The sequence below is a fragment of the Pseudomonas sp. PICF141 genome (assembly GCF_002286815.1).
GTDB lineage: Bacteria > Pseudomonadota > Gammaproteobacteria > Pseudomonadales > Pseudomonadaceae > Aquipseudomonas.
On record NZ_MUNM01000073.1, the window covers coordinates 106,857 to 133,811 of the forward strand.

The following is a 26,955-nucleotide window of genomic DNA, read 5'->3' on the forward strand; positions in this document are numbered from 1 at the left end:
AATAATCTGCGAAGCGATGTTATTCAGTTTCTGACCCGTGAGTCTCGGCCAGAGCGTCACTGGCCGATAGAGCCTGATGAATCAGGTGTTTGAGGACATCTCCTGGTCATTTCAAGGCAACTTCCCATGTCTCGGCGAGCCTCGTCTGTCAGGTATTTCTGATTTTTCGGCCAAACGATCCGGTCGGGAATTGCGGCTGATAGGGTTCAGGGATTCCCTTAGTCGCTCGTCTGCAAACCATGACCCAGTGTTTCAAACAACACCCCATAGATGATCAGCGCCTGAACCAAAACAGCACGCCCGTTGCTGACTGTGAATGCAAAGAGGTGCGGCTTTATGGCAGCAAGACCCTCGTTACGGACGTGCCGATTCTGACTTGCGCATGCCTCTGGCGTACCTTCCAGCGCGAGGCGGAAGAAATCGTCGCACCTAAAGGCGTATTGATTGCGGACCCCGTTGAGCGCAACCGCGCTATCAATGCTGCGTACGCTCGACTTTGGTTGCACGACTCGCGGTTTCAGTGGGCCGGGTTGGCGGCGTTTGCTTCCAAGCAGGTCGGTTGCGGATTGTTGCATGCGGCGGACAGCGTCGAACGCATCAGTGATGAGCGTGAGACGAGGCAGGTATTGCGAGACAGCCGCCGCGAATCCGGATTATTGACGACGGGCAAGATGGCCGAGCAGACAGATGCGTTGCGTAACTATAGAGAAGCCGATGCGCGCAATCCTGTGCCATCTGTGGATTTTCGTTCAGCGGGGGAAGACTTGTCGTTGGTGCAACAGCAATTCCGGCATGTGCACGACATGATGGCGCTGGGCAATACCACGCTGTTTCTGGATGTTTATCCGCTGCATGAGTTTTATGCGAAGCGTGGGTTGGGGGAGTTGAAGCAGTGTCTGAAGGCGCGGGCGGGCATCTATGGGCATTCAAAGTTTCCGGTGCTTTGGCCGGTGAGGCAGGAAAAGCTCCAGTTCGGAATGGATTATCCCGAAATTTTGCCAGCTTTTGAGGCGATAGAGGCAGGGGACATTTTCAGAAGCGTGGAGTATTTGGCGCTGCATGAGCAGAAAAATATTCTCCAGCCGACAATTTACCAAGATCGTCGATTGGTGGCTTTGCTGCGTGGCAACCACGCTTCCTACGTCACGGGGTTTCCTTCAGGCGTTGCCCAGGCAATTGAGCTGACCCTTACCAGCCAATGCCAGCGCGTCGAGGACGGGCGAACTATCGTTTTTGGCGACAACCCGCTGGCGGACTTGTCGGACCTCAAGCAACGAATGGCATTCGTACTCCGGGCGGCGACACGCTTTGATCAGATGCTCAGCGATCACAACCGTAGTGCATTAGAGCAATCGATCAACGAGATCGCATCGGGCGGCAGCGGGCTATGAATCTGCGACCACGGTTATTGGGCAGGCGCTGCTGCGCCAACCTTCTGCTTCTGGCTGTTGTAGCTTGGGCCGCCATACATCAGCTAACGCAACCTCTCTGGGATGAGCCGGAAATCGTCCTGAAAATGGGTGGTACCTATGACGATTTACGCAGGAACTCTTCAGCCCCGTTTAGTCCGGAGATACGAGGGCACATCTGGTTTGGCATTCCCAAGGTCGATGCAAAATTGCGATTCGTCGACCCGCAGTTCGGGTTTACCACGCCTGCAGCGCGCTTTTTTACTGTCGACTTTGACGACAATGTCATTTACAGCCTCCGCATGTCCCCCCAGATCGAACCGCTCCTGATTGATGACGCGCTTAAAGTTGTTCTCGACCTGCAAGACCAATGGCGCGCTAAAGGTTGGGTGGCGAAGGGGCTGCGAAACAATCCCACGATCGTCGATACACCTGAGTGGCGGGCCTACCTGCGCAAAGGAATTCTCGCAGGGATAACCTACTGGCAAGCCGACGATAAGTATCAGGTCATGCTGGTACTGGCTCGCTTCGAGGATTACCGAAATCCGACCGAAGAGCGCTACCTCATCACCCTCGCACTTGCCAAACCCTGGATCCCCTTCGCCGAAATCGAAGACCGATATGACGAACCCAGTCACTTCCCCGCCCCGCAACCCGAACAAAAAGGAGCCCCACCATGCCAACTCCCGCCTTCATGACCCTCAAGGGTGAAAGACAAGGCCTGATCAGCGCAGGTGCCTTCACCGAAGCGTCAGTGGGCAACGTCTATCAGTTGGGCCGCGAAGACCAGATCATGATTCAGGCCCTGAGCCATGGCATTTTCGTGCCCAAAGGGGCGGGAGCGGGACGTCGGATGCACAAGCCCTTGATCATCACCAAGGCCATCGACAAAGCGTCGCCGCTGATTAACATCGCTCTGTGTTCCGGGGAGTTGCTCAGCCAGTGCCGTGTCGAGTGGTATCGCACCTCGGCTCACGGAACGCAGGAACATTTCTACACGATGGAGCTGGAAGACGCGGTAATCGTCGGCGCCGAAGTGCTCATGCCTCATTGTCAGGACCCCGGCACCGCTCACCTGACTCAACTGGAAAAGGTCCACTTCAGCTATCGGCGGATCTATTGGCGGCATGAGGTCAGCCGGACCATGGGTTCCGACGAATGGCGTGCCGAGGCGCAGGAATGAGGCTGGTCAATGAAATGCATCTGTCCGCGTGGGAGCGCCAACATGCTTATCCCAGCGAGCAAGCACTGGAGCACGTGCGCCAGGCGTTGCTCGATCGGCAATCCATCGACGGCCTTGATGAATTGCGTGCGGCGTTACTGATCAATATCGACAGCGAGGTGCTGGAGCAGGTCGAGGGTGGCCAGTGGTGGCTGATCCGCACGGAGGCCGACTTGGGCGACTGGGTAATGCCGAGGCCTGCATTCGATCAGGCGGTGATCGAATTGATGAAAAATCCACCGGTTCAACCTTCGCGATCGCCAAGGATCTTTCGCCTCGTTGACAGCGTCACGGCCGAGCCGCTGGCGCAGTTGTCGTACCTGGCCACGATAGATGGGCAGTCTGTGCAGCGTCGAACCGATAGCGAGGGCATCGCCCATCTTTTTGCGCCGGCCGGGGTGCAGCAGATTTCAATGAAGATCATCGGCGTTTAGCGCTGGCATGGTTACTTGAGTTTATTGGCAACGGCTGTCGCAGCTCAGGGCAATATTTTGCGGATAGACGTAACGGCAGGTGCCGGTAAAAGGCACGTTGTTGTATGGTTGTGGTCGAACCGATGAACCCAAGTGATTGAAAGGATACCGCCATGCTGGACTGGAAGAACCGCACAGGCAGCGCGCCTGAGCGTGCCGCTGAACCGAAATCGGCCACCCGCAGTTATTTTGGCGGCCTGTTGTTCAGCCGGGCGCTGGCTACTCTGATTGTTCTTTACCTGTTGGTAGCGATCGCGCTGGGCTGGTACTGGAGCCAGGAGCCGGCGCTGTTCCCGGTTCAGCAGAATGCCCAGGTGGCGGCCGAGAAAGAAGGCAAGCAGATGGTGGTCGGCTACACCACGGTGGAAACCCTCAAGACCGTTGCCAATACCTTGCTGACCAAGCCGGGTGGCTATATTTCCAACGACCGTTTCCCGCCGGGTCTGTGGATGGACAACATGCCGAGCTGGGAATATGGCGTGTTGGTCCAGGTCCGTGACCTGAGTCGTGCGCTGCGTAAAGACTTCGCCCGTTCCCAGTCACAGTCCGCCGAAGACGCCGACCTGGCCAAGGCCGAGCCGCGTTTCAACTTCGACAACAAAAGCTGGGTGCTGCCATCCAGTGAATCGGAGTACCTGGAAGGCATCAACTCCCTGAGCCGTTATCAGGCACGTCTGTCGGGGCCTGACCAGAAAAGTGCGCTGTTCTATGCCCGCGCCGACAACCTGAACAACTGGCTGGGTGATGTCGGAACCCGTCTGGGTTCGCTGTCGCAACGGCTGTCGGCCAGTGTTGGCCGGGTCAAGCTCAATACCGCGCTGAAAACTGAAGTACCGGCGCTCGGTCAAGTGCCGCAGGTGGACGAAGAAGTCGTCGAGACCCCATGGCTACAGATCGATAACGTGTTCTACGAAGCCCGCGGTCAGGCCTGGGCGTTGTCCCACCTGCTGCGTGCCATCGAAGTCGATTTTGCCGATGTGCTGGCGAAGAAAAACGCCACGGTCAGCGTGCGCCAGATCATTCGTGAGCTGGAAGCCTCGCAAGAACCGGTCTGGAGCCCGATGATCCTCAACGGCAGCGGCTTCGGTGTGTTGGCCAACCACTCGCTGGTCATGGCCAATTACATCTCCCGGGCCAATGCCGCGGTGATCGATTTGCGTCAACTGCTCAATCAGGGCTGAGTCATGGTTGATAACTCCATCGATGGCATGCGGGAGGCCGCCCATCGTGCGGCCTCCGATGCCGAACAGATCGCCTGGGTCGACGAGCAGGACAACCTGCTCGGTGCTCTGGTGCGCTCAGACCTGCGCGAACGCGGGCTGATCGGGCGTGGCACCTACATCATGTTGTTCAACTCCGCCGGTGAGTTGTGCGTACACCGGCGCACATTGAGCAAAGCGATCTACCCCGGTTACTGGGACGTGGCGGCCGGTGGCATGGTATTGGCCACCGAAACTTACGCCGAATCGGCGGCCCGAGAGCTGGAAGAAGAGCTGGGCGTGAGCGGTGTGGAACTGACGGCTCATGATCACTTTTTCTTCGAAGACACCGGCAACCGACTCTGGTGCTCGGCGTTTTCGGCGGTATGGGACGGCCCGTTGATCCTGCAACCGGAGGAAGTGCTGGAAGCGTGCTTTATCCCGATCGACCAGGTCATGCTGGAAATCACGCAGAAGCCTTATTGCCCGGACTCTCTGGCAGCTTTACAGCGTTATCTGAAGGCCCGGCAAACCGACGTCGCAAAGAAGGTATAAATTGGCGCCGATTGGCTCTTAGCAATCGGCGTTTTTGCCGTTACACTGCGCGACCTTTTCAAACTGAACCGGTAATGCTTGTTGTAGAAATGTAGGAGCTGTCGAGTGCAACGAGGCTGCGATCTTTTGATTTTTCTTTTGAATCAAGATCAAAAGATCGCAGCCTCGTTGCACTCGACAGCTCCTACGCTCATACACCGATGTATTACGGTCCAGTAGCGCTGCCCCTGCCTGAGTGGGGCTTCGCGGTCGATGGCTCCCTCCCGGGTTGCCGCGACCAGTCTTTGTCCTCCCAAGAGGATTGCCGGTGGCCAAAAAAGCCGCATCCTTCGCCGCCCTTGGTGGCCTGGTATTTTCCACCGACGCAGGTCGTCATTGCCCGGATTGCAGTAAACCGGTGGATGCCTGCATCTGCAAACAGACCGTTATCCCGGCCGGCGACGGCATTGCCCGCGTGCGTCGCGAAAGCAAGGGCCGTGGCGGCAAGACGGTGACCACTATCACCGGCGTGCCGTTGGCCGAAGACGCGCTCAAGGAGCTGGCCACGACGTTGAAAAAACGTTGCGGGACCGGTGGGGCGTTGAAAGACGGAATCATCGAAATCCAGGGCGATCATGTCGAGCTACTCTTGGCCGAATTGATCAAGCACGGTTTCAAAGCGAAGAAGTCCGGCGGCTAGCAGCCTCTGTGAAAACCACCCTCGGCTTGATCCGGCCCCGATTCAATTCTGGTCTGGCGTCGTCTACATGGTTTTCACAGAGCCTGTTCTGACCGGTTTCTAAACTCAGCGCTGAATGCGAGGTCTATGCCACTTGCATGCAGGCTAATCGTCATTTTCATTCTTTAGACTGCGCCGGCCTGAACCCAGGCGACGCTCTATGACTTCTTTATAGGGGACTTCAATGTCCGTACGACGCACACGCAAAGACGATGGCAGCCAATGGACAGTTGTGGACAGCCGCAGTGTTTACGGGATTCGCCATTGGGGGGCCGGGTATTTCGCGATCAATGACGCCGGTCGCGTCGAAGTTCGTCCGAACGGTCCGACCAGTTCGCCTATCGACCTGTTCGAGCAAGTCGACCAACTGCGCAAAAGCGGTTTGTCCTTGCCGTTGCTGGTGCGTTTCCCTGACATCCTGCAAGACCGCGTGCGCCAGCTGACTGGCGCTTTCGACGCCAATATCGAGCGCCTGGAATACCAGAGCAAGTACACCGCGCTGTACCCGATCAAAGTCAACCAGCAGGAAGCGGTGATCGAAAACATCATCGCCACCCAGAACGTTTCCATCGGTCTGGAAGCCGGCTCCAAGCCTGAGCTGCTGGCGGTACTGGCGCTGGCGCCGAAAGGCGGGACCATCGTCTGCAACGGTTACAAGGACCGCGAGTTCATCCGACTGGCGCTGATGGGCCAGAAACTGGGTCACAACGTGTTCATCGTGATCGAGAAAGAATCCGAAGTCGGTCTGGTCATCGAAGAAGCCGCCTCGCTCAAGGTCAAGCCGCAGGTCGGCCTGCGCGTGCGCCTGTCGTCCCTGGCATCGAGCAAGTGGGCAGACACCGGTGGTGAAAAATCCAAGTTCGGCCTGTCGGCGGCGCAATTGCTGTCGGTGGTCGAGCGTTTCCGCGCCGCCGGCCTGGACCAGGGCATTCGCCTGCTGCACTTTCATATGGGTTCGCAGATCGCCAACCTGGCGGACTACCAACACGGTTTCAAGGAAGCGATCCGTTACTACGGCGAACTGCGCAACCTTGGCCTGCCGGTGGATCACATCGACGTCGGTGGTGGTTTGGGCGTGGACTACGACGGTACGCACTCGCGTAACGCCAGTTCGATCAACTACGACATGGACGATTACGCCGGTGTCGTGGTCGGGATGCTCAAGGAGTTCTGCGATGCGCAGAGCCTGCCGCACCCGAACATCTTTTCTGAAAGCGGCCGCTCCCTGACCGCTCACCACGCCATGCTGGTGGTTCAGGTCACCGACGTCGAGAAACACAACGACGACGTGCCGAGGATCGATAACAAGGAAGAACTGCCGGAAACCGTACAGTGGCTGGTCGACCTGCTCGGCCCGACCGACATCGAGATGGTCACCGAAACGTACTGGCGCGCCACGCACTACATGAGCGACGTCGCCACGCAATACGCCGATGGCAAGCTGACCCTGGCGCAAAAAGCTTTGGCCGAGCAATGCTACTTCGCCGTTTGCCGTCGCCTGCACAACTCGTTGAAGGCCCGTCAGCGTTCCCACCGTCAGGTGCTCGACGAACTCAATGACAAGCTGGCCGACAAGTACATCTGCAACTTCTCGGTATTTCAGAGCCTGCCGGATACCTGGGCCATCGGCCAGGTCCTGCCTATTCTGCCGTTGCACCGTCTGGACGAAGAGCCGCTACGCCGCGCAGTGCTGCAAGACCTGACCTGCGACTCCGACGGCAAGATCAAGCAATACGTCGATGAGCAGAGCATCGAGACCAGCTTGCCGGTACACGGCCTGAACGAAGGTGAAGACTATCTGCTGGGGATCTTCCTGGTGGGTGCCTACCAGGAAATTCTCGGTGATATGCATAACCTGTTTGGTGACACCGACTCGGTGAACATCTACCAGAACGCCGACGGCAGCGTGTACCACGCCGGTATCGAAACCCACGACACCATCGAAGACATGCTGCGTTACGTGCACTTGTCGCCGGAAGAGTTGATGACCCACTATCGCGATAAATGCGCCAGTGCCCGCATCAGCGCCGCCGAGCGCACCCAGTTCCTCGACGCCTTGCGTCTGGGCCTGACCCGTTCGTCTTACCTGTCTTCTTGAGGTAAGGCTCCGTTCCCATCGGGTTGTCTGAAAATTCTCCATGCGCTGGGGAAATTTCAGATGATCTGGTGCGGAGCTTCTCTTTTATCAAGCGAAATTACCCACAGACCGGGCTATCCAAGGGATATGGTCTTCTTTTCACGTAGGTCATTTCCTAAGTTGTATTTCGGCACTCTACTCGGCCATGTCTCTCAGCGAGAATCCCCGGCCGCCCCTCCTGTAGAGAATCGCCGATGTTCGATCCAGTCAACGAGCCGTCATTTCGTCTGGATATAGCGGGTCTTCCCGACCCCTTTGAGGTCTTGGCCTTTACCGGTAGTGAAGCCATCAACGAGCCCTTTGTGTTCGACGTGGAGCTGCTGAACGATGACCCGACGCTGGACCTTGCGAGCCTGCTATATCGTTCGGCCTTTTTGCATTTCGGGCCCCCGGGGCAGGGTATTCATGGCCAGTTGCTTAGCCTCGTTCAGCTTGGCCATGGCGGTGAGCCCGGGCTATGTCGAGTGCGTCTGGGCCCCAGGCTGGCGTGTCTGGGCCAGCGCTTCAATCAGCGAATCTTCAGCCAGCGCTCGGTGCCGGAGATTCTCGCTCAAGTACTCAAGGAACACGGCATTGCCGGTAAGGAGCGTCGTTTCGACCTGAGCGGCGATTACCCACCCCGTGATTTCTGCACGCAGTATCGGGAATCAGACCTGCAGTTTCTCCAGCGTCTGTGTACCCAGGAACGGCTTCATTACTACTTCGAACACTGTGCACGCGCAGGGCATTGTCTGGTTTTCGGTGATGGCCCGGGACAGTTCAGCCGTGGCGAAGAGGGCGTCTTTGAGGGTGAGAACGAACGGCCAGGCGTGCATCGGTTCAAGCTTCACGGCTGCGGGCAGATCGCCGAAGGCCAGACGAATCTGGCGACGCTGCGCAGCGGTCAACTGATGCCGCTGTCCGGCCACCCGTGTGCGGACTGCAATCGTCTGTGGCTACTGACCCACGTCGAGCATCAAGGGGGACAGGAGCCAGGGCTTCCCTATAGCAATCAACTGCGCGCCGTTGTGCAGCAAGTGCCTTTCGTGGCAGATCATTCGGTGATCAAACAACCCAGGATGCTCAGCTTGCAGCGGGCGTGGGTGGTCGAGGTCGATGAGCCTCGACCGGATCTGTCCAGACCGGTTGCCGTGCAGTTTGACTGGCTTTATCAGGGGGAGGGCGCAGCGCCCAGCCACTGCTGGTTGCCATTGGCGCCCGAGCTGGGAGACGCGGACAGCTTGCCGCTGAATGAAGGGGCGCAGGTGCTGGTGAGCTTTGTCGAAGGCGATCCGGACCAGCCTTTGATCAGCGGATTTCTTCCCGGCACAGCGTCGAGCACAGCGCCGGTCATACCCGACCTGCCACCTTCCTTGATAACCGATGCGAACCTGGCGTCCGACGGCTTGCTGGGCCTGTTGCAATCAGGCGAGCCCCTGGTGCTCCTGTGTCTGCTGCCCGGCGGTGGCAGTTTCAGTCATTGCGCGCAGTCTTTCTGCACCTGTCGGGCGGCGATGCAGTTCGGCCAGAGCGGTGCGGCATGATCGCCGCTCTGGCGCCCGATCTGGCTGCGCAATGGCTCTTGCTCGATGTTCCGGGCGAGCCTCAGGCCGGTGCGAATGTGCGACAACAATTTGCTCATACCCGATGGTTCCGTCTGTTCGAAGGCACTGAGTTTCACCCGTTGCGTGAGTACGGCCCGGTATTGGTCGACCTTCGCGAATGCCCGGCGCTGACCGAGTCATGCCTCAGTGCGCCACACCTGTGGAGCGGATTACTGCTAACCAGCGAAGCAACGCCCTCGCAGTTGCTGGAGCATTTGCGGCGGATGCTCACGGTCACCCTGGGGCTGCATCACCGGGCTTTGTTGAGTTACTACAACCCACACACGGCGAGTTATTTTTTCGATGCCTGCGATGCGCAGGAGTTGAGTCGCTGGCTCGGTCCGATCGATCAGTTGCGCTGGTTCGGTGGCACCTGGGCCGATCGGGCGATTGGCTGTCAGGGCTGGCAGCAGTTGTTCAATCCGCGGCTTGCCGTCCGGCCGCTGGCCGTCGAGGAAAACCTCAGCCTGCGTCAGCGAGACACCTTGCAGACCTGCCTGCTGGAACAACATACCTGGCGCTGGAGCCGATCCACTGGCATTGGCTACAACAGCTTGTGGGCTTACCTGCAGGAAGGGCGGGCGCTGGGTTTCAGCGAACGTGCGGTGCTCGATGACTGGTTATGGCTGCGCTTGCTGCATCCCGACGCAGTGGCCAGGCAGCCATTGTCGGGAGGCAGCCAGCAGGAGCGTCTCGATAGCCTGCGCAACCTGTGGCAAAACAATCAGCCTTGAAGGTGAAGGCCGGCCCTCGTCAACCTTTGAACCAGCTGTCGTGCTTGCGCAAGTACCAGGCGAATGCGCCAAGGGTCAGACTGCGCAGCAACATGAACAGCAGGAAGGTTATCCACAATCCATGGTTGCCCAAGCCTTGCAGCGCCCAGGCGAAGGGCACCACCAGGATCACCGTCAGCAGCATACCGTTGCGCATTTCCCGGGCGCGGGTGGCGCCGATGAACAGGCCGTCGAGCAGGTAGCTCCAGACGGCGATCAGCGGCAGCATCGCGAGGTAAGGCAGGTAAAGGAAGGCGGTGTCGCGCACGTTCTGAATGTCGGTCTGCATCTGGATGAACAGGTGCCCGGCGAACAGAAACAGCAAGGCAAACCCCACACTCGCCAGCAATGACCAACCGCACGCCACCACCAATGAGCGACGCAGGGCTTCTCGGTCGCGAGCACCGATGGCGTGTCCGCACAGGGCTTCTACGGCATGAGCCAGGCCGTCCAGCGCGTGGGCGGTCAGCAGCAGACCGTTGAGCAGCAACGCGTTGGCCGCAACCGTGGCATCACCCAGCCGCGCGCCTTGCACAGTGATCAGGAAAAACACTGACTGCAATGCCAGGCTGCGAATGAAAATGTCGCGATTGACCGCCAGCAATGGGCGCCAGCTCTGCCACAGTGCCAGCGCGGCCCAAGCGATATGGCCGGGATAGGCGCGCAGAGCCTGGCGGGTCATGAGCAGGCCGATCAGCGCGCCGGTCCATTCGGCAATCACCGAGGCCCGGGCCGCGCCGACCACGCCCCACTCCAGGCCGAGGACGAACCAAAGGTTCAGCGCGATGTTCACCAGATTGGTACTCAGCAAAATCGCCAGCGGGGCTCGAGCGTTCTGGGTGCCGAGGAACCAGCCCACCAGCGCGTAGCTGGCCAGTGCCGCCGGCAAGCCAAATAGCCGCGTGTGGAAGAACTCGCGGGTGAGCTGGTCCAGCTCCGCCGACGGTTGCATGAAGTGCAACGCGACCCCGCTCAACGGCACGCCCACTGCGCCCAACACGATGGCCAGGCCCATGGCCAACAACAGACCCTGGAGCAAAATCTGCCGCAATGCTGCGCCATCTCCGCGCCCGGCAGCCTGGGCGGCGAACCCGGTGGAGCCCATGCGCAGAAAGCCCATGGCCCAGGCAAGAAAGGTATACAGACTGGCGCCCACCGCGACAGCGCCGAGTTGATGAGCATGGGGCAAGTGGCCGACGACGGTACTGTCGACCAGCGCTACCAGCGGTACGGAAATATTGGAGAGAATCATCGGGGCGGCGAGCGCCCAGACTCGACGATGGGTCGGACGGTCGCGCCAGTCGGCAATCAGATTGGACATGCAGGCTCCTTGGGGGCGCCTGCATTGTAGCGATGAACTTGGAATCCGCATGCATGATCGTTCCCATGCTCTGCGTGGGAATGACTCCTGTGACGCTCTGCGTCACGTTGTCAGGGACGCGGAGCTCCCGGGCTGCATTCCCCACGCAGAGCGTGGGAGCGATCAGGGCAGAAAAGAGGGGGTTAGTGAACAATCCAGCTCAACAACCATAACCCCAGCAACAACCAGATAATCCCCATGATGATCGACGCGTTCATGAAGGCGCGGATCGCTGCCCACAGCAGCATGAGCCCGATGATCAGCGTGATGATGCTGATGATCGAAGTGTCCATGCCCAGCGCCTGGGCCAACCCTTCGACAAAATTGCTGCCAGCGTTGCTCAACAGGTCGAACAGACCGCTGAGGGCATCGATGATGAACCGAATGGCTGAACCGATGACCTGGCCGAGCCATTCGAAAAAACTTTCTACCTGCATGTGTACGTCCTGATGGAGTGATGGCGTGGTTGCCGGATCCGAGCCTTGGGCCATGGATCGTGCTGCCGGGTTCCCGACCGTCCAAGTATGGCGCAAACATCTCTGTAGCAGCTGGCGAAGGCTGCGTTCGGCTGCGAAGCAGTCGTCAAACCGGAAATTGCGGTACATCAGGCAGAACGCGTCAGCCATATTCACGACGGCTGCGCAGCCGAACGCAGCCTTGGGCAGCGGCTACATAGACCTTGCCTTCACCCGCCATCCCCTTGAAGCTATACGCCTTCAGGAGAGCCCGATGAACCTTGTTGAACTGACCGAACGCCTGCACGCCATTCGCGACCGCAATGACTGGCGGCAATTTCACAGCCCGAAAAACCTGGCCATGGCCGCGAGCGTGGAAATGTCCGAGCTGGTGGAGATTTTCCAGTGGCTGACCGAAGACCAGTCACGCCAGTTGCCGGCGGACAAGCTCGCCCATGTCGGGCAGGAAGTCGGCGACATCGTGCTGTATCTATTGCTGCTATGCAGCGAGTTGGGGTTGGACATGAATGAAGTGGTGCGCAGCAAACTCGCGGACAGCGAACGGCGGTTCAGCTGATGAGCGACCGTCATTTCGATCAACTGGCGACCCGTTTCGCCGAAAAAATCTACGGTGGCGCCAAAGGTGCGATCCGGCTCGCGGTGTTGCAAGCCGACCTGGCCGAAACCCTGCCGGAGCGCCCGTTGCGCGTGCTGGATATCGGCGCCGGCCTGGGCCACATGTCGTTGTGGCTGGCCCAGCGCGGTCATCAGGTGACCCTCGCCGAACCCGCCGAACCGATGCTTGAAGGCGCCCGCCAGCGCTTTGCCGACGCCGGGCAGACGGCTACATTCATCCAGGCGCCGTGGCAGGATCTGCTCGGTCAGCTCACTGAACCCTACGACCTGGTGCTGTGCCACGCCGTGCTGGAATGGCTGGCCGAACCCCATGCGATTTTGCCGGTACTGCATCAGTTGACGAAGCCGGACGGCTGGTTGTCCCTGGCGTTCTACAACCGCGATGCATTGATCTACCGCAACTTGCTCAAAGGTCATTTCCGCAAGATGCGCAAGAATGCCATGGCCGGCGAAAAGCAGAGCCTGACGCCGCAGCAGCCACTGGATCCACGGGAACTGGCGGCGCAACTTGAGAGCATGTGGCAGGTCGAAACCCAGAGTGGGGTGCGGGTTTTTTACGACTACATGCCGGTGGAATTCCAGGCCCGCGTCGAACTGCCGGATTTGCTGGAAATGGAACTGGCTCACCGCCGTCACCCAGGTTTCGCCGGGCTTGGGCGCTACCTGCACTGGATCTGTCGGCCGATCTGAGCGGAGCGCGAAATGTACAGTCGTTCAGGGTTACTGGTGATCTGTCTCGGGTTGGCAGCCTGCCAAGGCAGCAACCCTTATGTCGCGACGTCCAACCCGCTGCCGCCGGCACCGACCCAGGCCACCACCACCGTCGACCGCAGCGCCTACCCGGCAGCGCCCCGCGATTACGGGCGCTATCGCAGTTGGGCCTGGCTCAATGGGCGTCTGCCACCGGACACCGCCTGGGCTGACTCGGCGCAGGTGGCCGAAGCGGTCAGCAATGCCCTCGATCAACGCGGCTTGCGCCCTTTGCAGGACAATCGCCCGGCGGACCTGTTGGTCAGCGTCGATTTGCATCTGGAGACCCGCTTGCGTCAGGTCCGGGACGACTATGGTTACGGCGGGGGCTACTACGGCGGTGGTTATGGCGGTTACAACCGCTACGGCAGCGGTTACGGCCTGTACAACACGGTCCCGGTCATCCGCACTTATCAGGTACAAGTGGTTGTGGTGCGCATCGATCTGTTCGACGCGAGCACTGGTCAGCCGGTATGGAGTGCCAGTGCCGAAACCGACAGCCAGGGCAGCCAGAGAGCGCGTGCCGATGCCTTACGCGAAGCTGTCGAAAAGGCCATGTCGGCGTATCCTCCTAATTAACTTCCTTTACGGAAAGCAATCCCGCAGGCGCATGTCTTCTATCGGAGAAAAATCATGTTCCGCCGTCTCGCTTTACTGGCCATGGCCGCGCTGCTCACTGCCTGCGCCGCCAACCAGGTCAATCATGACTTCGATGCCAGCCGCGACTTTGCGGCTTATCGTAGCTGGAGCTGGAAAGAGCCCGCCGTGCAATACCGTCCCGATGACCCCCGGATCAAGAGTGACCTGACCGAACAACGCATCCGCCAGTCCGTTGCCGATCAGCTGGATCAGCGCGGTTTGCGGCCGGCCGCCGCCGGTGCCAGTCCGGATCTGAAGGTACAGGCCTATTTGATCGTCGAAGATCGCCAGCAACAAGTGACCACCTACTATGGTGGCGGTTATGGTGGCCCATGGTACGGCTACTGGGGCGGACCGATGTACAACGAAACGCGCAACATCAGCTACAAAGTGGCGACCATTCAGATCGACCTGCTCGATGGCAAGGACGGCAAACTGGTGTGGCGCGGCAGCGACGAGCAGACGCTTAGTCGCACACCGAACCCGCAGGATCGTAGCAATAGAATCCACGAGACAGTCGGGCGGATATTGGCCAACTATCCACCGCGCTAAACCCTGAACGATCCAACGCCATAGCCCCTGTAGGAGCGAGGCTTGCCCGCGAAGAACGATAACGCGTAGTGACTGAAAAACCGCGGTGTTTTCTTCGCGGGCAAGCCTCGCTCCTACAGGCTCTTTGTCGTCACACAAAGCCCACAATAAGCCCATTCCCACATTGGGTTTTGTTGTCTGGGGTGGCGAGTTGCCAGCAATCTCGCAGACCCTTGTCTACACTGCTTTTCACCAATGGAGGTAACCCTCGGCGATGCGCCGGCAAAGGAGTGCGCCATGTCTCCCTGCTCGCAGTTTCGTAACCCGGCCCGGCAACGGGGAGCGATCGGATTGATGGCGGTGCTGACACTGGGCATGGCCTTGGTATTCTTGCTGGTCGTGGTCGATAGCGGCCGCCTGTACCTGGAAAAACGCAGCTTGCAACGAGTGGCGGATATGGCCGCGCTGGAGGCTGCCACGCGCAACGGTGATTGCGCCGTGGGTGCCACCGCTACCGCCTATGCCACTGCCAGTGCCAACCGCAACGACTTCTCCCTTCCCGACTCCTCCCGCAGCCTGGCGGTAGCCTGCGGCACCTTGAGTCTGGACGCCAATAATCTCCGGGTTTTTACGGCTGATCCGAGCAGCAGCGAAGCCATTCGGGTGAGCGCCAGTCATTCAGTCCTGCAAAGTATCGCCGGCGGTATTGGCGCGCTGTTCGGCGGCGCTTCGGCCGGGGCGACCTTCAACCTGACCGCGACCGCCGTCGCAGCGTTGCCGCCACCGCTGGCATCGCTGACCCTGCGCACTACGGTGCTGAGTGTCGACTCCAGCAAGTCGGATACCCTCAATGCGCTGTTCGGTGGTTTATTGGGCGGCCATCTGAACCTCTCCGTGGCAGGGTGGGAGGGGTTGCTGAACAGCCATATCAGCCTGCTCGGTTACCTCGATCGACTGAAGGTTGACCTCGGCGTCAACGCCGCCGGTTATAGCCAGGTGTTGGGCACTTCGGTGGCCGTCAGCCAGTTGATCCAGACGGCCGTCAATGTGCTGGACCCCAACGGTACGCTTGGTGCGACGGCGACCATCGTCGGTCTGCAGGCACTCAAGGTTGCCGCGGGTTCAACGACCGTGGTGCTGGGCAATTTGTTGCACGTCGAGAATGGCAGCAACCTGTCGGCATTGGCGACGAACGTGAGCGTGTTCGACCTGATCGAGGGCATCGTGCAACTGGCCAACAAGGAAAACGGTCTGGTGGCAACACTGCCGATCGATCTGGCGGGGCTGGCACACATCACGGCTCGGGTGCAGGTGCTGGAACCACCGCAACTCTCAGCGATCGGCAATCCGAAAAAGGCAGCCCTGAACCCATTGGGACCTGACCGGATTTACGTGAGAACCGCGCAGGTACGCACCTTGCTGTCGATCGACTTGCCGGCGCTCGACGCCATTGCGGCGCTGGTCAATGCGGTGACCGATCTGGCAGGACCGCTGACCAACACCCTCAACGCCTTGCTCAATCTCGACCTGGTGGAGGTGCTCGACTCACTGACCTGTGCCTTGGGCGTGCCCTGCCAGACACCCGATGTCATCGTGTTGCCGGGGCCGATACGGCTCGATGTGGCGCTGGACGTCGCCAGCGCCAGCAGTTACGTCACGGCCTACAGCTGCGTCAATAACACCAACAAAACCCTGACCACCCGCACCCGTACATCACTGGTGGACCTGAAAATCGGCCGGATCGATGCGGCCAGCATGTTCGGCAGCAACACCGCACCGCCGACAGTCACGGTGCAGCCGTTGAAGGTAATCGACATCGGAATCAAAACCTGTCGCAGGCTTTTGTTCTTGCCCATCACCTGCGATCCCCGTGTGCCCGGCGTGGGGGGCGGCATCAATATTGTGGCCGACACCAGCGTGGCGGCGAACGCCAATATGGCCCACGTCTATTCCGCGCCACCCGCCAGCAGCCTGCCAGAAATCAGCCAGCCACCGTTCTACTATTCGTTCACCACCAGCAGTATTGTCAGCAACCTGCTCAACACCCCGCTTAACATTCACGTGGACATGTATGGCCCGTCAGGCAGTCTCGTCAACGGACTGGGGACGATCCTGAGCAGCGTGGCCACCTTGCTGGTCAGTGCGATCGACAGCGTGCTGAACCCGTTGCTCGACAGTTTGATCAACACGTTGTTGTTAAGCCTGGGGATCGATTTGAACAAGGTCGACGTCGGCGCCAATCTCAGTTGTCATTCGGGGCGCGCGACGCTGGTGATCTGATCGTCGGTGGCAATCGGCAACTCAATACAAAACCGCGCGCCCTCGGTCGAGTTTCTTACGGTCAGCTTACCGCCCATGTTGGCGATGATGCCGTTACTCACCGACAACCCGAGCCCGGTGCCGACACCCACCGGTTTGGTGGTGAAGAAGGGTTCGAAAATCCGCTCCAGCAGCCGCGGATCGATACCGCCGCCGTTGTCCTCGACCCACAATCGCACCGACGCTTCATCGCGTTCGGCGTACACCGAGATCCACGGTTTGAACGCCCGGTCGGCCTCACGTTTGGTCAGCAGCGCATCCCGCGCATTGACCATCAGGTTGATCAACACCTGCTCCAGCTGATCGACGTAACCGCGCACCTGCACGTCGAACCCGGTCTGGCTGACCCGCAGCTCGACCCCTTTGCCACGCATGCCTTCGGACAGCAGCGCCAGCGTGCCCTCGATGGCTTGCGCCGGATTGAACGGGTGTTGTTCGATCTCCGAACGCCGGCCGAATACCCGCATGTGATCCACCACCCGCGCCGCTCGCTGGACTTGTGCGTCGATGCGGTTGAGCTTGTCTGTCAGGTAATCGATTTGCGCATCACCATTGTTCAGGCGCTTGAGCACATTGACGATGGCCATGCGTATCACGTTCAGCGGCTGATTGAATTCATGGGCCAGCCCGGTGGCCATTTCGCCGAGGGTGGCCATTTTCGCGCTCTGGGTGAGCTGTTGTTGGGCGCGCCGGACTTCCGTGTTGTCACGGCCCACCGCTTGAATCTCCAGCAAACGACCCTGCTCGTCGAACACCCCGCGATCCGACCAGACCCACCATGCATGTTCCCGTCCCGGCAATTGCAGGTTGATTTCCGCAGTACTGACCGGGAACTCCGGGCTCAGTCGACTGAGCCGCTGGAGGAACGCTTCGCGCTGTCCCGGCGACATCCAGCTGCCCAGGTTCACCCCCGGCAGTTGCTCGGGCTGGCATTCCAGATAGGTCGCCAGCGGGCGGTTGCCAAAGGTCAGCGTCAGGTCTGGAAGGTAGCGGCAGATCATCGCCGGGGAGTCTTCCACCAGGATCCGATAGCGCTCTTCGCTCTGTTTCACTTTCTCGGCAGCCAAGGTCGCTTCGGTGACATCCAGCCACAATCCCACGGCCTCCACCGGCAGCCCGAGGTCGTCGCGCAACAGTTTGGCTTCGTCGAGCAGCCAGTGGTAATCGCCGCGATTGTCGCGCAGCCGATAACGGGCACGCACTGAACCTTCGCGCAGCAATTGTCGGGTGCGTTCGAAATAGCCGTCGCGGTCCTCGGGATGAACCCGTTCCACCAGCGCGCCGGCGGCACAATCGGCGAGTGACCAACCGAGCAGTGGCAACAGGCTGTCGCTGAAAAATGTCGGTTGCAGGGCACCGTCGACATAGCGCTGCACGTAGATCACCGCCGGCGAACTGGCGATCAGGTTGTCCAGCCGGGCATGGGCGGCAGCGGCGTTCTGCTCCTGATTCTTGATGTCACTGATGTCGAGCATGAAACCCACCAGCCGCCGGGTTCGGCTGCTGCCCAGGGCCTGGCCTTGCAGTCGATACCAGATCGGCGTTTGTGCCGTGTCGGTGCGATGCAGGCGCACGCACAGCAGCAACGGCGCGCCTTCGTCCTGCAAGGTTTGCAGGCGAATCGTCAGCTCTTCACGGTCGGCGGGGTGGATCTGTTCGAGCCAGTCATGCAGCGGTAAACGCGTGCTCGCAAGGTTCAAGGTGTTGGCCAGTGACGGCGCCAATTGCACCTCGCCAGTGTCGCTGAAGACCTCCCACCAGCCGGTGCCGAGCAAGGCTTGCAAAGACTCCAGCCGCTCCAGTTGCAGATGGTGCTGATGCTCGCGCAAGCGCTCAAGCAGCGGGCCGGCCAAAGCGGCGGTGAGTTGCAACCAGTCGCGATCGCTCAGATCCGGGGCACGCTGTTGCACCGGGTAGAAACCACAGAGCAACCAGGCCACCACGCCCAAGGCGTTGTGGTAAGGCACCGCGAACCCTTCGGCATTGCCGAAGATGACTTGCAGGCGTGGGTGTTCGCTGGGGATCAGTGGCTGAGGGGCGGAGCCATTCAAACTGTCGAGACTGGTGCCCAAGCGTTGATCGATTTCCCACAATAGGGGCGCATCGAAGGCCGCGTAATGCTGGTGGATCAGCCAGCCTTCCGCCTGTTCGTCGAGCAAGGCCATGGCGATGCACGGGATCTGAAAGCGCTGGGCCAGGCCTTGCAGTTGCTCCGCCAGCACGCCAGACAAACGCGTCAGGCTGCACAAACGCAACTGTTCGCTGATCTGCGCCGCGATTAACTGGCACTGTTCGCGGCTGCGCGCTTGTCGGCGTTCGAGCAACAAGTCGCCGATGTCGATCAACTGCAACAGCCAGTTTTCGCCCAACGGCTGCACCCAGCCACGCAGGTGCAGTGGTTGTTCGCCGATGCTGAAAAAATCCAGGTCCAGGCTCTGTCCCTGCCATTCGGCAGGCGCGCCTTCGACCGACAGGCCGCTATGGGGCATGAGGTAATCGAGCAGATGCGGTGCCTGCGCGCCAGGTACTTGTTGCGCCAGCAGATGCCGCAGCGGACCGGTCAGCTGAACCACTCGCCCCTCTTCATTCAGATGCAACTGCAAACCGACACGTTGTACGTTGGCGATGTCCGCAGTGTCGGCGCTGTGCGAAGTCTGTGGCGGTTGGCGGTTGAGCAGGCGCCCGAAGAGCTTGTCCCCGGAACTCAAAATTGCAGGCTCGATCGGGCGGTGAGGGTCGCGGGCAGATCGGGCACCGAACCGATCCCCGGCAGTACCAGGAATGGCAGCACCTGGTTCAATTTGCTGGTGGGGTAATTGATGGTGACCGTCAGCACGCCACCGATGTAGGTGGCACTGGCATCGGTGGCCACATTGAAGTTCAGCGCGGCGGGAATCCAGGCCAGCTGCCGGGTCAGTTCAGTGGTGGCTATGTTGGTGACGGCGGTGTCGTAATTGGCGGTGCCCGGGTCCAGCGCCACACTACGGCGCACCGCTTCGGCTGTCGATTGATTAAATGATTGCATCAGCAATAGCGGCAGGCTGTAACTGACCAGACCATAAAACACGGCGAAAAAGATAATGAACACCAAGGCGAACTCAATCGCCACGGCACCTTTTTGTTTGCGGGGGAGGCCTGTTTTCATGAGTGCGTCTACCCTGACCATCACGACGTAGTATCAGCATAGAATCATTCAGCCAAAACGGACGTTTTTTACCGGATGCAGAACGTTGTCCTACTTATCTGGCTGACGCTCTGCGCAGCACAGGATGTTCGGGAGCGGCACATCGCCAATGGCCTGACCCTTGGCGCAGGTACGTTGGCGCTGACCTATCTGTTAGGGACGGGCACCACGTGGCTGGGGGCCGAGGCGGTGCAGGGCGGCTGGGCTTTGTTGTTGGCACTGGCCTTCACCTTGCCCGGTTATGCATTGAAACGCCTGGGGGCGGGCGACGTGAAACTGATGGCGGCGCTGGGGCTTGCGACGGACGGTATGCACCTGCTCGGCGGCTTCATCGGCGCCGGATTGGCCAGTGCATTGTGGGTGCTGTTGGCGCCAAGACTCTGGCTGTATATGGGGCAAGGGCTTAGGCAGCGTCTTCGTTACCTGGGGCCTGGAACGTCAAAAAAGCAGCCCTTTGCGCCGTTCGTATTGGTGGGCATGTTGTTGACTTTGGTCTGGCTGCATTAGTTACCGGGCAATACTCGTTCTATGTACACCGCTCAAAAGTGCGTCTACTTTCAAAACAGTTGCTGTACAACCTTTGGAAGTGGGTACGGCAACGGTCAGCCTGGAGTGACACGTGAACAAGCTTATTTCGGCAATAAAAGTCCTTGTGGTGGATGACGAGCCATTGGTTGTCGAAGAACTGTGCGAGTTCATTGAGCGCAATGGTTATCGCTGTGTTCCTTGTCATCGCGGCAAGCAGGCGATCGAGCGTTTCACCGAGTACGAGGATATCGGTCTGGTGCTCTGTGATTTACAGATGCCTGACATGGATGGCATTCAACTCGTCCAGGCACTGCAACAGTTGTCCGGCAAACACCGGGCATTCGAGGCGATCATGCTCACCGGTCACGCCGACAAGCAGGATGTGATCAAGGCCTTGCGCGCCGGGTTCGCTGACTACTATCAAAAACCGATTAATCTGGATGAATTGCTCGAAGGTTTGCAGCGCCAGGAAGTGGTCTTGCAGGAGCGGCAGAAAAACCTGCAGTTGGGGCATTTGAGTCAGAAGCTGCAGTACCTTTGCGAATCGATCGACGAGTTGTATCAGGATCTGGACAAGGTTCGTCGGGGCCCGTCCTCTGTGCCTTTGCCGGATTCGGCTGAGGGTGCATTCAGTGAGGCGGAGCGGGTGCAGATGCCGGCGGTTTTCAATCAGCTGTCGCCACGGCAGCTGGAGGTGGCGCGGTTGGTGGGCAAGGGGCAGACCAATTATCAGATTGCCTGTGAGTTGGGGATTACCGAAAACACGGTGAAGCTTTATGTGTCGCAGGTGTTGCGGTTGACGCACATGCATAACCGCACGCAGGTGGCGTTGGCGTTGTCGCCGGGGAATGCGGGTGTGCGGCGGCTTACTGCGCACTGAGTTTTTTCGGGTGTACGCTGTTTCATCGGTGTACATATCCATTTCTGCGGTAACGGCCGCTTAGGGTTTCGCCCTTACGGCGAGTCCCTTTTGGCAGACGCCCCAAAAGGAACCAAAAGGTCTCGCCCCAAGCGTCCGGCCCCTCGCTAAGGCTCGGCGTTCCTTCGCTCCGGTATCCATCTGGGGGCATCGCCCTACGGTCTGCTTCGCTACGACCTACATGCGATGGGTTCGACTGCGTCGAACGGCGCTGCGCGCCAATCCCCAGATGAACACCTGCGCTCAGCCTCCCGAAGGGGCGGGTGGATCAAGATCAAAAGCCAGATCAAAAGCTGCAGGCGAGCTAACGCTCGGCCTGTTGAGTGGTGAGGGGCGGGGGTACGCCGCTCCACTGTGGGAGCGGGCTTGCCCGCGATGGCTGCCTCACAGGCAATGATGTTTATCGATCAGTAAAAACATCAGAACCTTCCCACATGCTTTTCAGGTTGCCCGTCGGACGCTGCGTCTCTAGCCTTTGTCCGTCGCTGACAATTCAGCGTCCGGGCGTCGCGGCTCGATTCTTGAGGCATAATCGCTCCACCGAACAACAACACTTTTGGGTGTCTGTCGTTTCGTGTCATGGCGACTGTGCGCGGGATACCTTCGGGTATGCCGAGATATGCCTCTGGGATCGGTCCGCGAACCCGCGTACAGCTGCCACCCCAAATTGCATCGCGGCAATTTTGGAAGTGGCTCCATTTCATCCCAGAGGTGTAATCATGTTCAAAGCAACCCCGAATCCCCCAGAAACCGACAACGTTTCCCCCTACGAATCCCTCGATTCGAAAAAACTCCACGACGCCGCTAACCGCGCGCTCGATCACTACCTCAACCCCTCCGCCCTCAAATCCCCCGCGGCCCGCAAGCCGAGCACGATGTATATGGTCGCGCCGGATATCAAAGACGAAGACCTGTTGGCCCACACCTGTGAATCGTTGGCCCAGGCCAGTGTGATGGCGGGTGATTTTGCGGGGTATCTGGAAGGGCCGCACCGGCACACCGCGATGGCGATTCAACAGATCGTCATGCTGGCTGAACTGGCGGTGAACCGGATGCTGGATAACGTTGCCATACCAAAACCTGCGCCACACAGCTGATCCCCTGTAGAAGCGACTGTGGCGAGGGGGCTTGTCGGAACGCCGCATCGCCCCGTTTGAGTGCGTAGCATTCACAAGATCTTTGGTATATCTGAGATTTTGGGGCCGCTTCGCAGCCCAACGGGGGCAAGCCCCCTCGCCACAAGGGATCGCCGCGGTGCCTTTCAACGACCAAAAGCCCGGGCCAATGCGCTGAAGCTGGGGCCGGCCAGTACGATCAGCAGCGCCGGGAACAGAAACAACATCATTACCACGGACATTTTCGCGGACATTTTGGAGATGTATTCCTGCAAGCGTGTCAGGCGCCGGTCATCGAGCAGCATTTTGAGCCCCAGCAGCGATTTCATGGCGCCGCCGCCCTGGTGGATCAATTGCTGAAGAATCACGCAGGTGTCGGTGAACTCGTCCACCGCCAGTAACTGGGTGGCCTTGTTCAGTTCTTCGCCCAGTTCCAGGCCGGAATCGACCCGGGTCAATATCAGGCGCAGTTCATGGGTCAGGGCCGGCAGTAATTGTTTGCCTTCGATGCTTAGCACTCGCAACGACTGCTCCACCGCCATGCCGGATTCGAACAGGATGCGCAGCAGTGGAATGAAGGTCGAAATCTCGATCGCCAGTTGTTTTTGTCGACGGTGTGCGGCAATGGCCAGCAAGCGTTTGGGCAGCAAATAACCGAGGGCGGTGGCGAAGGCCGGGGTGACCCAAGGGTTGTTCACCTGCGTAAAGAACACGCTCTGAATCAATACACTCAGGATCAACGCAAGCACCGGTATGCCGATCTGGCAGGCGGCGAACAGCGAGCGTTGCCGAGCGCTGCGCCAGCCGAGGCGGTTGAGTAATATTTGGGTTTCGTTGTCCAGTTTGACCGAGCGCTGACCGATGCGGCTGTTGCCCAGCGCTTGCAACCAGTGACTGACGCGATGGTCGCTCAGCGGTTTGCCGTCAAGGCGTTGAGCCACTTGGCGAGCGCGTCGATGTTGGTCCAGCAGCCCACTGAGCAGCAACAGCGTAGCCCCGAGAAACAACAGTGCGCTAATCAGCAGGGCTATTTTCATACGCTACGCAACATGCGCCACAGCGCCAGGCAACCCACCACCTGCAGGCCAAACGCGGTCGCGAGCATCATTTGCCCCGAGCTGCTGTTCCACATGGCGAGCAGGTATTTCGGATTGGACATCAAGAAGTAGCCGGCCAGCCCCACAGGCATCAGCGCCAGCACCATCGCCGTGATGCGCGTTTCGCCCGTCATGGCGCGCAGTTGGCGGGCAGCCAGGTCGCGTTCGCGGACCATTTTGATCAGGTTCTCAAACAGCTCACTGGCATTACCGCCGTAGCGGTGATTGACCTTCAGGCCCAGCGCGAACAAGCGAAACTCGTCTTTCTCGTACAGTTCGGCGAAGTCCGTGACGGCGTCAGGCAGGCTCACGCCCAGGTGCACGTTGCGCTGAACCCGGCCCATGGCGTTTTTCAGTGGGTCTTCGGCGGCGTCGATGGCGACCAGCACTGCATCGGCCAGGGTGCGTCCAGACTTCAGACTGCGCACCGTGTGATCGAGCATGGGCGGCAGCTGTTCGATCATGCGCTTGAGCCGGCGCTGGTAGCACCAACTGATGTACAGCCGCAGCGCCAGGGGCGGTGCCAGCAAAAACACCAGTAAACCGATCCAGCTGGCGAGGGCAAACCCGAGCAAAATGCCCACGGCCCAGAGCAACAGCCACAACCTCAGGCGCTCGGTGGGACGGCCGAGGCCGGCGCGTAGAAAGGCCCGTTCCAGGCCAGCCCAGGATGATGTCGCCACCATCCGTTGCGGTTGCCCCTGCATCAAGCGACCGAGGGTTCGATCGATGCCGGTCTGGCGCAGGCCGTTGTAGAACAAACGGATCGACACGCCCAGCAATGTCAGGCAAATCAGGATGAGCAGCGCCGGTTTGAGCATGCCGTGATCCTTTAGTGCGATAAGGGAGAAAGCGCCGATTCGCGACGCAGCTTGTCGCCGGCGGGGTTGGCCGCCTCACGCAGAAAACCGAAACCGGTGCGTCGGTCGAAGCGGAACAGCGTATTGGTCACATACACGTCATCCCGAATACCCACGACCTCCACCACTTCACTGACACAGCGGCGGCCATCGGGCAGGCGCGTCAACTGAATCACCACGTCCAGCGCGGCACAGATCATTTGCCGCAGGGTGCGTTCGGCGATGGTGCGGCCGGTCAGGCCCACCAGGGTCTCCAGGCGCAACAATGCATCCTGGGCGTTGTTGGCGTGCAGGGTGCTCATGGAACCGTCGTGCCCGGTGTTCATCGCCGTGAGCACGTCGACCACTTCGACACCGCGAATTTCGCCGAGGATTATCCGGTCCGGGCGCATCCGCAGTGCGTTGCGAATCAGGTCGCTGGCCTTCACTTCGCCGTGGCCTTCGGCATTTGGCGGTCGGGTTTCCAGGCGCACCACGTGAGGATGGCCCAGTTGCAGTTCGGCCACGTCTTCAATGGTGACCAGGCGTTCGTGAGGGGCGATCAACTGGCTGAGTATGTTCAGCAACGTGGTCTTGCCGGTGCCGGTACCGCCGCTGACAAGGATGTTGCAGCGCTTGCCCACGGCCTCCTGAATAAACTCATAGATCGCCTGATCGATGGTTTGCATCGCCATCAGATCGGAGCTCTTGAGCATGTCCTTGCGGAATTTTCGAATCGACAGGCACGGGCCATCGAGGGCAATGGGCGGAATGATCGCATTGACCCGGCTGCCATCGGGCAGGCGCGCATCGACCATCGGTGAAGACTCGTCGAGCCGTCGACCCAGGGGCGCGAGAATCCGTTGCATCACCCGCTCGACGTGGTGGTCGTCGATGAAGCGCAGGTCACTGAGGTGCAGCACCCCCTCGCGTTCGACGAACACCCGGTGCGGGCCGTTGACCAGAATTTCGGTCACCGTTGAATCACGCAGCAACACCTCCAGCGGACCGAAACCGGTGAGCTCGTCGACAAGTTCCTCGGCCAGTCGCTCCATCTCGTAACGGGAAATCGCCAGGTGCAGACGGGCGATGTATTCGGCGACTTTGTCGATGACGAACTGCGACAACATTTGCCGCGAACCTTCCAGCAGGTTTTTCCCGGACTCTTCGATGGCGTCGATGATGTAGCGGTGCAGCACCAGCTTCAGGCCTTCATGGTCGGTATGGCCGGCCGGCCTGTGCGAGGGCGCGCCAAAGAGTTTTTCGCCGCTCATGGCGCGCCCCTCAATCGGTCGAACCAGCCGGCCTTGGGTTTGTCCAGTTCTTCGGAGCGTTTGGCCAGGCGTTCGCCGAGGGCGCGCAGGCTTTGGGTCAGGTTTTCGCGCGGGGCCAGTTCGAACAGGCTCAGCCCTTGATTCTTGGCGTTGAGTCGCACTTCGGGGCTGTAGACCAGGACCGCCATGACCTCCATGCCGAAGCTTTTGCTCAAGGTATCGGAGTCTGGCGCAACGTTGCGCAGATAGCGGTCCACCAGCAACCTGGCGTGGTCGAGCTTGAGGCCTTTTTCGCGCCAGCGGCCGAGCACTTCAAGGTTGCGTCGGCAGTCGAGCACATTCTGATCGGTGTACCACAGCAACTTGTCGCAATGACTGACGAAGGTACGCAACGCTTCGCTGTCCGACTGGCCAGTGAGGTTCACCACGACGTGCTGGAAATGCTGGCGCAAGGCGCTGAGCAGCATGTACAGCTCGGCGGCACTGGTCTGTTCCAGCGGTTCGTCGTTGCTGGCGTAGGCGAGAATTCGCAGCCCCGCGTCACAGGTGGTGAAGGCACTGTCGATCAGCGTCGCGTCCAGGCGCCGCAGATGGCGCAATGCATCGCCGAAATGAAACGAACTCTCCAGCCCCAGCAACGCAAGGCTGTCGCCACGTGGCAGGCCCAGGTCCAGCAACAATGTCTGCTGACCGCTCTTTTGCACTACGTGCGCCAGGTGGTTGGCGAGCAACGCGCCGTCGGCATTGCTCTGCGCGCCGTACAGTACGGTCAGGCCGCCTTGTTGGCTCTGTTGCGTGTTCGGCGCCACGGCTGGCAGGCGTTTGCTCAGGCGTCGCACCAGCCCGGCTACCTCACTGGAACGTGAGCCGTAAGAAACGAAATCCCGCGCGCCGGCACGCATGGCATTGAGCACGAGTTGATTGTCCATGCCGTCGCCCAAGGCGACGATCGCCAGCATCGGTTTGGCTTGCAGGGCACCTTCGATCAACGCGCTCTGGGCCACCACATGCTCCCGGTCCAGACCCACGAACACCAGGCTGGCGAAGGTCACGTCCACCAGCGTCAAGAGTTCATCGAGGTTGCCGCCACCGGCGCTGATCACCCGGCCCAAAGGGGCAAGCGCACCTTGCAGCCACTCGAAGTCGGTGCTGTTGCGTGTGATCGCGAGGAACGTCTGGCTCAGGTTCTGAGGTTGGCTCATAGCGATAACCCACCGCATGTATCGAAGCCGCCGTTGAC

26 protein-coding genes are annotated in these 26,955 nt (G+C 59.8%); 18 read left to right on the forward strand and 8 right to left on the reverse strand.

The features are described 5' to 3' along the window. Positions 1 to 239 precede the first annotated feature (239 nt). From BZL43_RS21125 to BZL43_RS21170, 10 genes are all read left to right on the forward strand, one after another. A complete protein-coding gene (locus tag BZL43_RS21125; RefSeq protein ID WP_095634096.1) occupies positions 240 to 1,391 on the forward strand; it encodes a DUF2515 family protein in 1,152 nt (383 codons plus the stop codon). Beyond that, positions 1,388 to 2,107, forward strand: coding sequence for a hypothetical protein (locus tag BZL43_RS21130; RefSeq protein WP_095634097.1), 720 nt, complete (start codon positions 1,388 to 1,390; stop codon positions 2,105 to 2,107). The genes BZL43_RS21125 and BZL43_RS21130 overlap by 4 nt, the downstream gene beginning before the upstream one ends. Next, entirely contained in the window at positions 2,086 to 2,592 is a 507-nt protein-coding gene (locus tag BZL43_RS21135) for an Hcp family type VI secretion system effector (RefSeq protein WP_095634098.1), read from the forward strand. Before BZL43_RS21130 ends, BZL43_RS21135 begins: the two co-directional genes overlap by 22 nt. Further along, positions 2,589 to 3,065, forward strand: coding sequence for a hypothetical protein (locus BZL43_RS21140; RefSeq protein WP_095634099.1), 477 nt, complete (start codon positions 2,589 to 2,591; stop codon positions 3,063 to 3,065). The genes BZL43_RS21135 and BZL43_RS21140 overlap by 4 nt, the downstream gene beginning before the upstream one ends. Positions 3,066 to 3,217: 152 nt before the next feature. Next, a complete protein-coding gene (locus BZL43_RS21145; protein WP_095634100.1) occupies positions 3,218 to 4,285 on the forward strand; it encodes a DUF2333 family protein in 1,068 nt (355 codons plus the stop codon). 3 nt (positions 4,286 to 4,288) lie between these two features. Then, positions 4,289 to 4,858: an NUDIX hydrolase gene (locus BZL43_RS21150; protein ID WP_095634101.1), complete on the forward strand. Its 570-nt coding sequence runs from the start codon at positions 4,289 to 4,291 to the stop codon at positions 4,856 to 4,858. 307 nt (positions 4,859 to 5,165) lie between these two features. Beyond that, positions 5,166 to 5,537, forward strand: a complete 372-nt coding sequence (locus BZL43_RS21155) for a translation initiation factor Sui1 (protein WP_063341676.1) — start codon at positions 5,166 to 5,168, stop codon at positions 5,535 to 5,537. A 223-nt stretch (positions 5,538 to 5,760) separates the two neighbouring features. Continuing rightward, a complete protein-coding gene (speA, locus tag BZL43_RS21160) occupies positions 5,761 to 7,674 on the forward strand; it encodes an arginine decarboxylase (protein ID WP_095634102.1) in 1,914 nt (637 codons plus the stop codon). 233 nt (positions 7,675 to 7,907) lie between these two features. Continuing rightward, positions 7,908 to 9,236 (forward strand): type VI secretion system Vgr family protein, encoded by a 1,329-nt coding sequence (locus BZL43_RS21165; protein WP_095634103.1) that lies wholly within the window; start codon positions 7,908 to 7,910, stop codon positions 9,234 to 9,236. Then, entirely contained in the window at positions 9,233 to 10,030 is a 798-nt protein-coding gene (locus BZL43_RS21170; RefSeq protein ID WP_095634104.1) for a DUF4123 domain-containing protein, read from the forward strand. The genes BZL43_RS21165 and BZL43_RS21170 overlap by 4 nt, the downstream gene beginning before the upstream one ends. A gap of 19 nt (positions 10,031 to 10,049) precedes the next feature. On the opposite strand, the gene BZL43_RS21175 is transcribed toward BZL43_RS21170, so the two are convergent. Both BZL43_RS21175 and BZL43_RS21180 read right to left on the reverse strand, forming a co-directional pair. Next, positions 10,050 to 11,390, reverse strand: a complete 1,341-nt coding sequence (locus tag BZL43_RS21175) for an MATE family efflux transporter (RefSeq protein WP_095634105.1) — start codon at positions 11,388 to 11,390, stop codon at positions 10,050 to 10,052. A gap of 182 nt (positions 11,391 to 11,572) precedes the next feature. Beyond that, positions 11,573 to 11,866, reverse strand: a complete 294-nt coding sequence (locus tag BZL43_RS21180) for a hypothetical protein (RefSeq protein WP_095634106.1) — start codon at positions 11,864 to 11,866, stop codon at positions 11,573 to 11,575. A 292-nt stretch (positions 11,867 to 12,158) separates the two neighbouring features. Between BZL43_RS21180 and BZL43_RS21185 the strand changes: the two genes are divergently transcribed. The 5 genes from BZL43_RS21185 (at position 12,159) to BZL43_RS21205 (ending at position 16,720) form a co-directional block, all read left to right on the forward strand. Continuing rightward, the gene (locus BZL43_RS21185; RefSeq protein ID WP_095634107.1) at positions 12,159 to 12,461 is read left to right on the forward strand and encodes a MazG-like family protein; all 303 of its coding nucleotides are present in this window, start codon (positions 12,159 to 12,161) and stop codon (positions 12,459 to 12,461) included. Beyond that, a complete protein-coding gene (locus tag BZL43_RS21190) occupies positions 12,461 to 13,210 on the forward strand; it encodes a methyltransferase domain-containing protein (protein WP_095634108.1) in 750 nt (249 codons plus the stop codon). The genes BZL43_RS21185 and BZL43_RS21190 overlap by 1 nt, the downstream gene beginning before the upstream one ends. Positions 13,211 to 13,222: 12 nt before the next feature. Then, the gene (locus tag BZL43_RS21195; RefSeq protein WP_095634109.1) at positions 13,223 to 13,849 is read left to right on the forward strand and encodes a DUF4136 domain-containing protein; all 627 of its coding nucleotides are present in this window, start codon (positions 13,223 to 13,225) and stop codon (positions 13,847 to 13,849) included. 54 nt (positions 13,850 to 13,903) lie between these two features. Then, entirely contained in the window at positions 13,904 to 14,461 is a 558-nt protein-coding gene (locus BZL43_RS21200; RefSeq protein WP_095634110.1) for a DUF4136 domain-containing protein, read from the forward strand. A 276-nt stretch (positions 14,462 to 14,737) separates the two neighbouring features. Next, positions 14,738 to 16,720 (forward strand): pilus assembly protein TadG-related protein, encoded by a 1,983-nt coding sequence (locus BZL43_RS21205; protein WP_095634111.1) that lies wholly within the window; start codon positions 14,738 to 14,740, stop codon positions 16,718 to 16,720. On the opposite strand, the gene BZL43_RS21210 is transcribed toward BZL43_RS21205, so the two are convergent. Continuing rightward, positions 16,690 to 19,467: an ATP-binding protein gene (locus BZL43_RS21210; RefSeq protein WP_095634112.1), complete on the reverse strand. Its 2,778-nt coding sequence runs from the start codon at positions 19,465 to 19,467 to the stop codon at positions 16,690 to 16,692. The two genes, BZL43_RS21205 and BZL43_RS21210, sit on opposite strands and share 31 nt — an antisense overlap. After that, positions 19,464 to 19,904, reverse strand: a complete 441-nt coding sequence (locus tag BZL43_RS21215; protein WP_095634113.1) for a TadE/TadG family type IV pilus assembly protein — start codon at positions 19,902 to 19,904, stop codon at positions 19,464 to 19,466. Before BZL43_RS21215 ends, BZL43_RS21210 begins: the two co-directional genes overlap by 4 nt. Before the next feature lie 75 nt (positions 19,905 to 19,979). On the opposite strand from BZL43_RS21215, the gene BZL43_RS21220 reads away from it, so the two are divergent. From BZL43_RS21220 to BZL43_RS21235, 3 genes are all read left to right on the forward strand, one after another. Continuing rightward, a complete protein-coding gene (locus tag BZL43_RS21220) occupies positions 19,980 to 20,450 on the forward strand; it encodes a prepilin peptidase (RefSeq protein WP_095634114.1) in 471 nt (156 codons plus the stop codon). 112 nt (positions 20,451 to 20,562) lie between these two features. Further along, positions 20,563 to 21,351: a response regulator transcription factor gene (locus BZL43_RS21225; RefSeq protein WP_095634115.1), complete on the forward strand. Its 789-nt coding sequence runs from the start codon at positions 20,563 to 20,565 to the stop codon at positions 21,349 to 21,351. A 758-nt stretch (positions 21,352 to 22,109) separates the two neighbouring features. Next, on the forward strand, positions 22,110 to 22,487 hold the full coding sequence (locus BZL43_RS21235; protein WP_095634116.1) for a DUF6124 family protein: 378 nt from the start codon (positions 22,110 to 22,112) through the stop codon (positions 22,485 to 22,487). A 164-nt stretch (positions 22,488 to 22,651) separates the two neighbouring features. On the opposite strand, the gene BZL43_RS21240 is transcribed toward BZL43_RS21235, so the two are convergent. From BZL43_RS21240 to BZL43_RS21255, 4 genes are read right to left on the reverse strand one after another with little or no spacing between them, the layout of a single operon-like run. After that, positions 22,652 to 23,542: a type II secretion system F family protein gene (locus BZL43_RS21240; RefSeq protein WP_095634117.1), complete on the reverse strand. Its 891-nt coding sequence runs from the start codon at positions 23,540 to 23,542 to the stop codon at positions 22,652 to 22,654. Continuing rightward, a complete protein-coding gene (locus tag BZL43_RS21245; protein WP_095634118.1) occupies positions 23,539 to 24,423 on the reverse strand; it encodes a type II secretion system F family protein in 885 nt (294 codons plus the stop codon). The genes BZL43_RS21240 and BZL43_RS21245 overlap by 4 nt, the downstream gene beginning before the upstream one ends. 11 nt (positions 24,424 to 24,434) lie before the next feature. Further along, positions 24,435 to 25,715 carry a CpaF family protein gene (locus tag BZL43_RS21250; RefSeq protein ID WP_095634119.1) on the reverse strand — a complete coding sequence of 427 codons (1,281 nt, stop codon included), beginning with the start codon at positions 25,713 to 25,715 and terminating at the stop codon, positions 24,435 to 24,437. Beyond that, entirely contained in the window at positions 25,712 to 26,917 is a 1,206-nt protein-coding gene (locus BZL43_RS21255) for a pilus assembly protein (protein WP_095634120.1), read from the reverse strand. The genes BZL43_RS21250 and BZL43_RS21255 overlap by 4 nt, the downstream gene beginning before the upstream one ends. Positions 26,918 to 26,955: the final 38 nt, after the last annotated feature.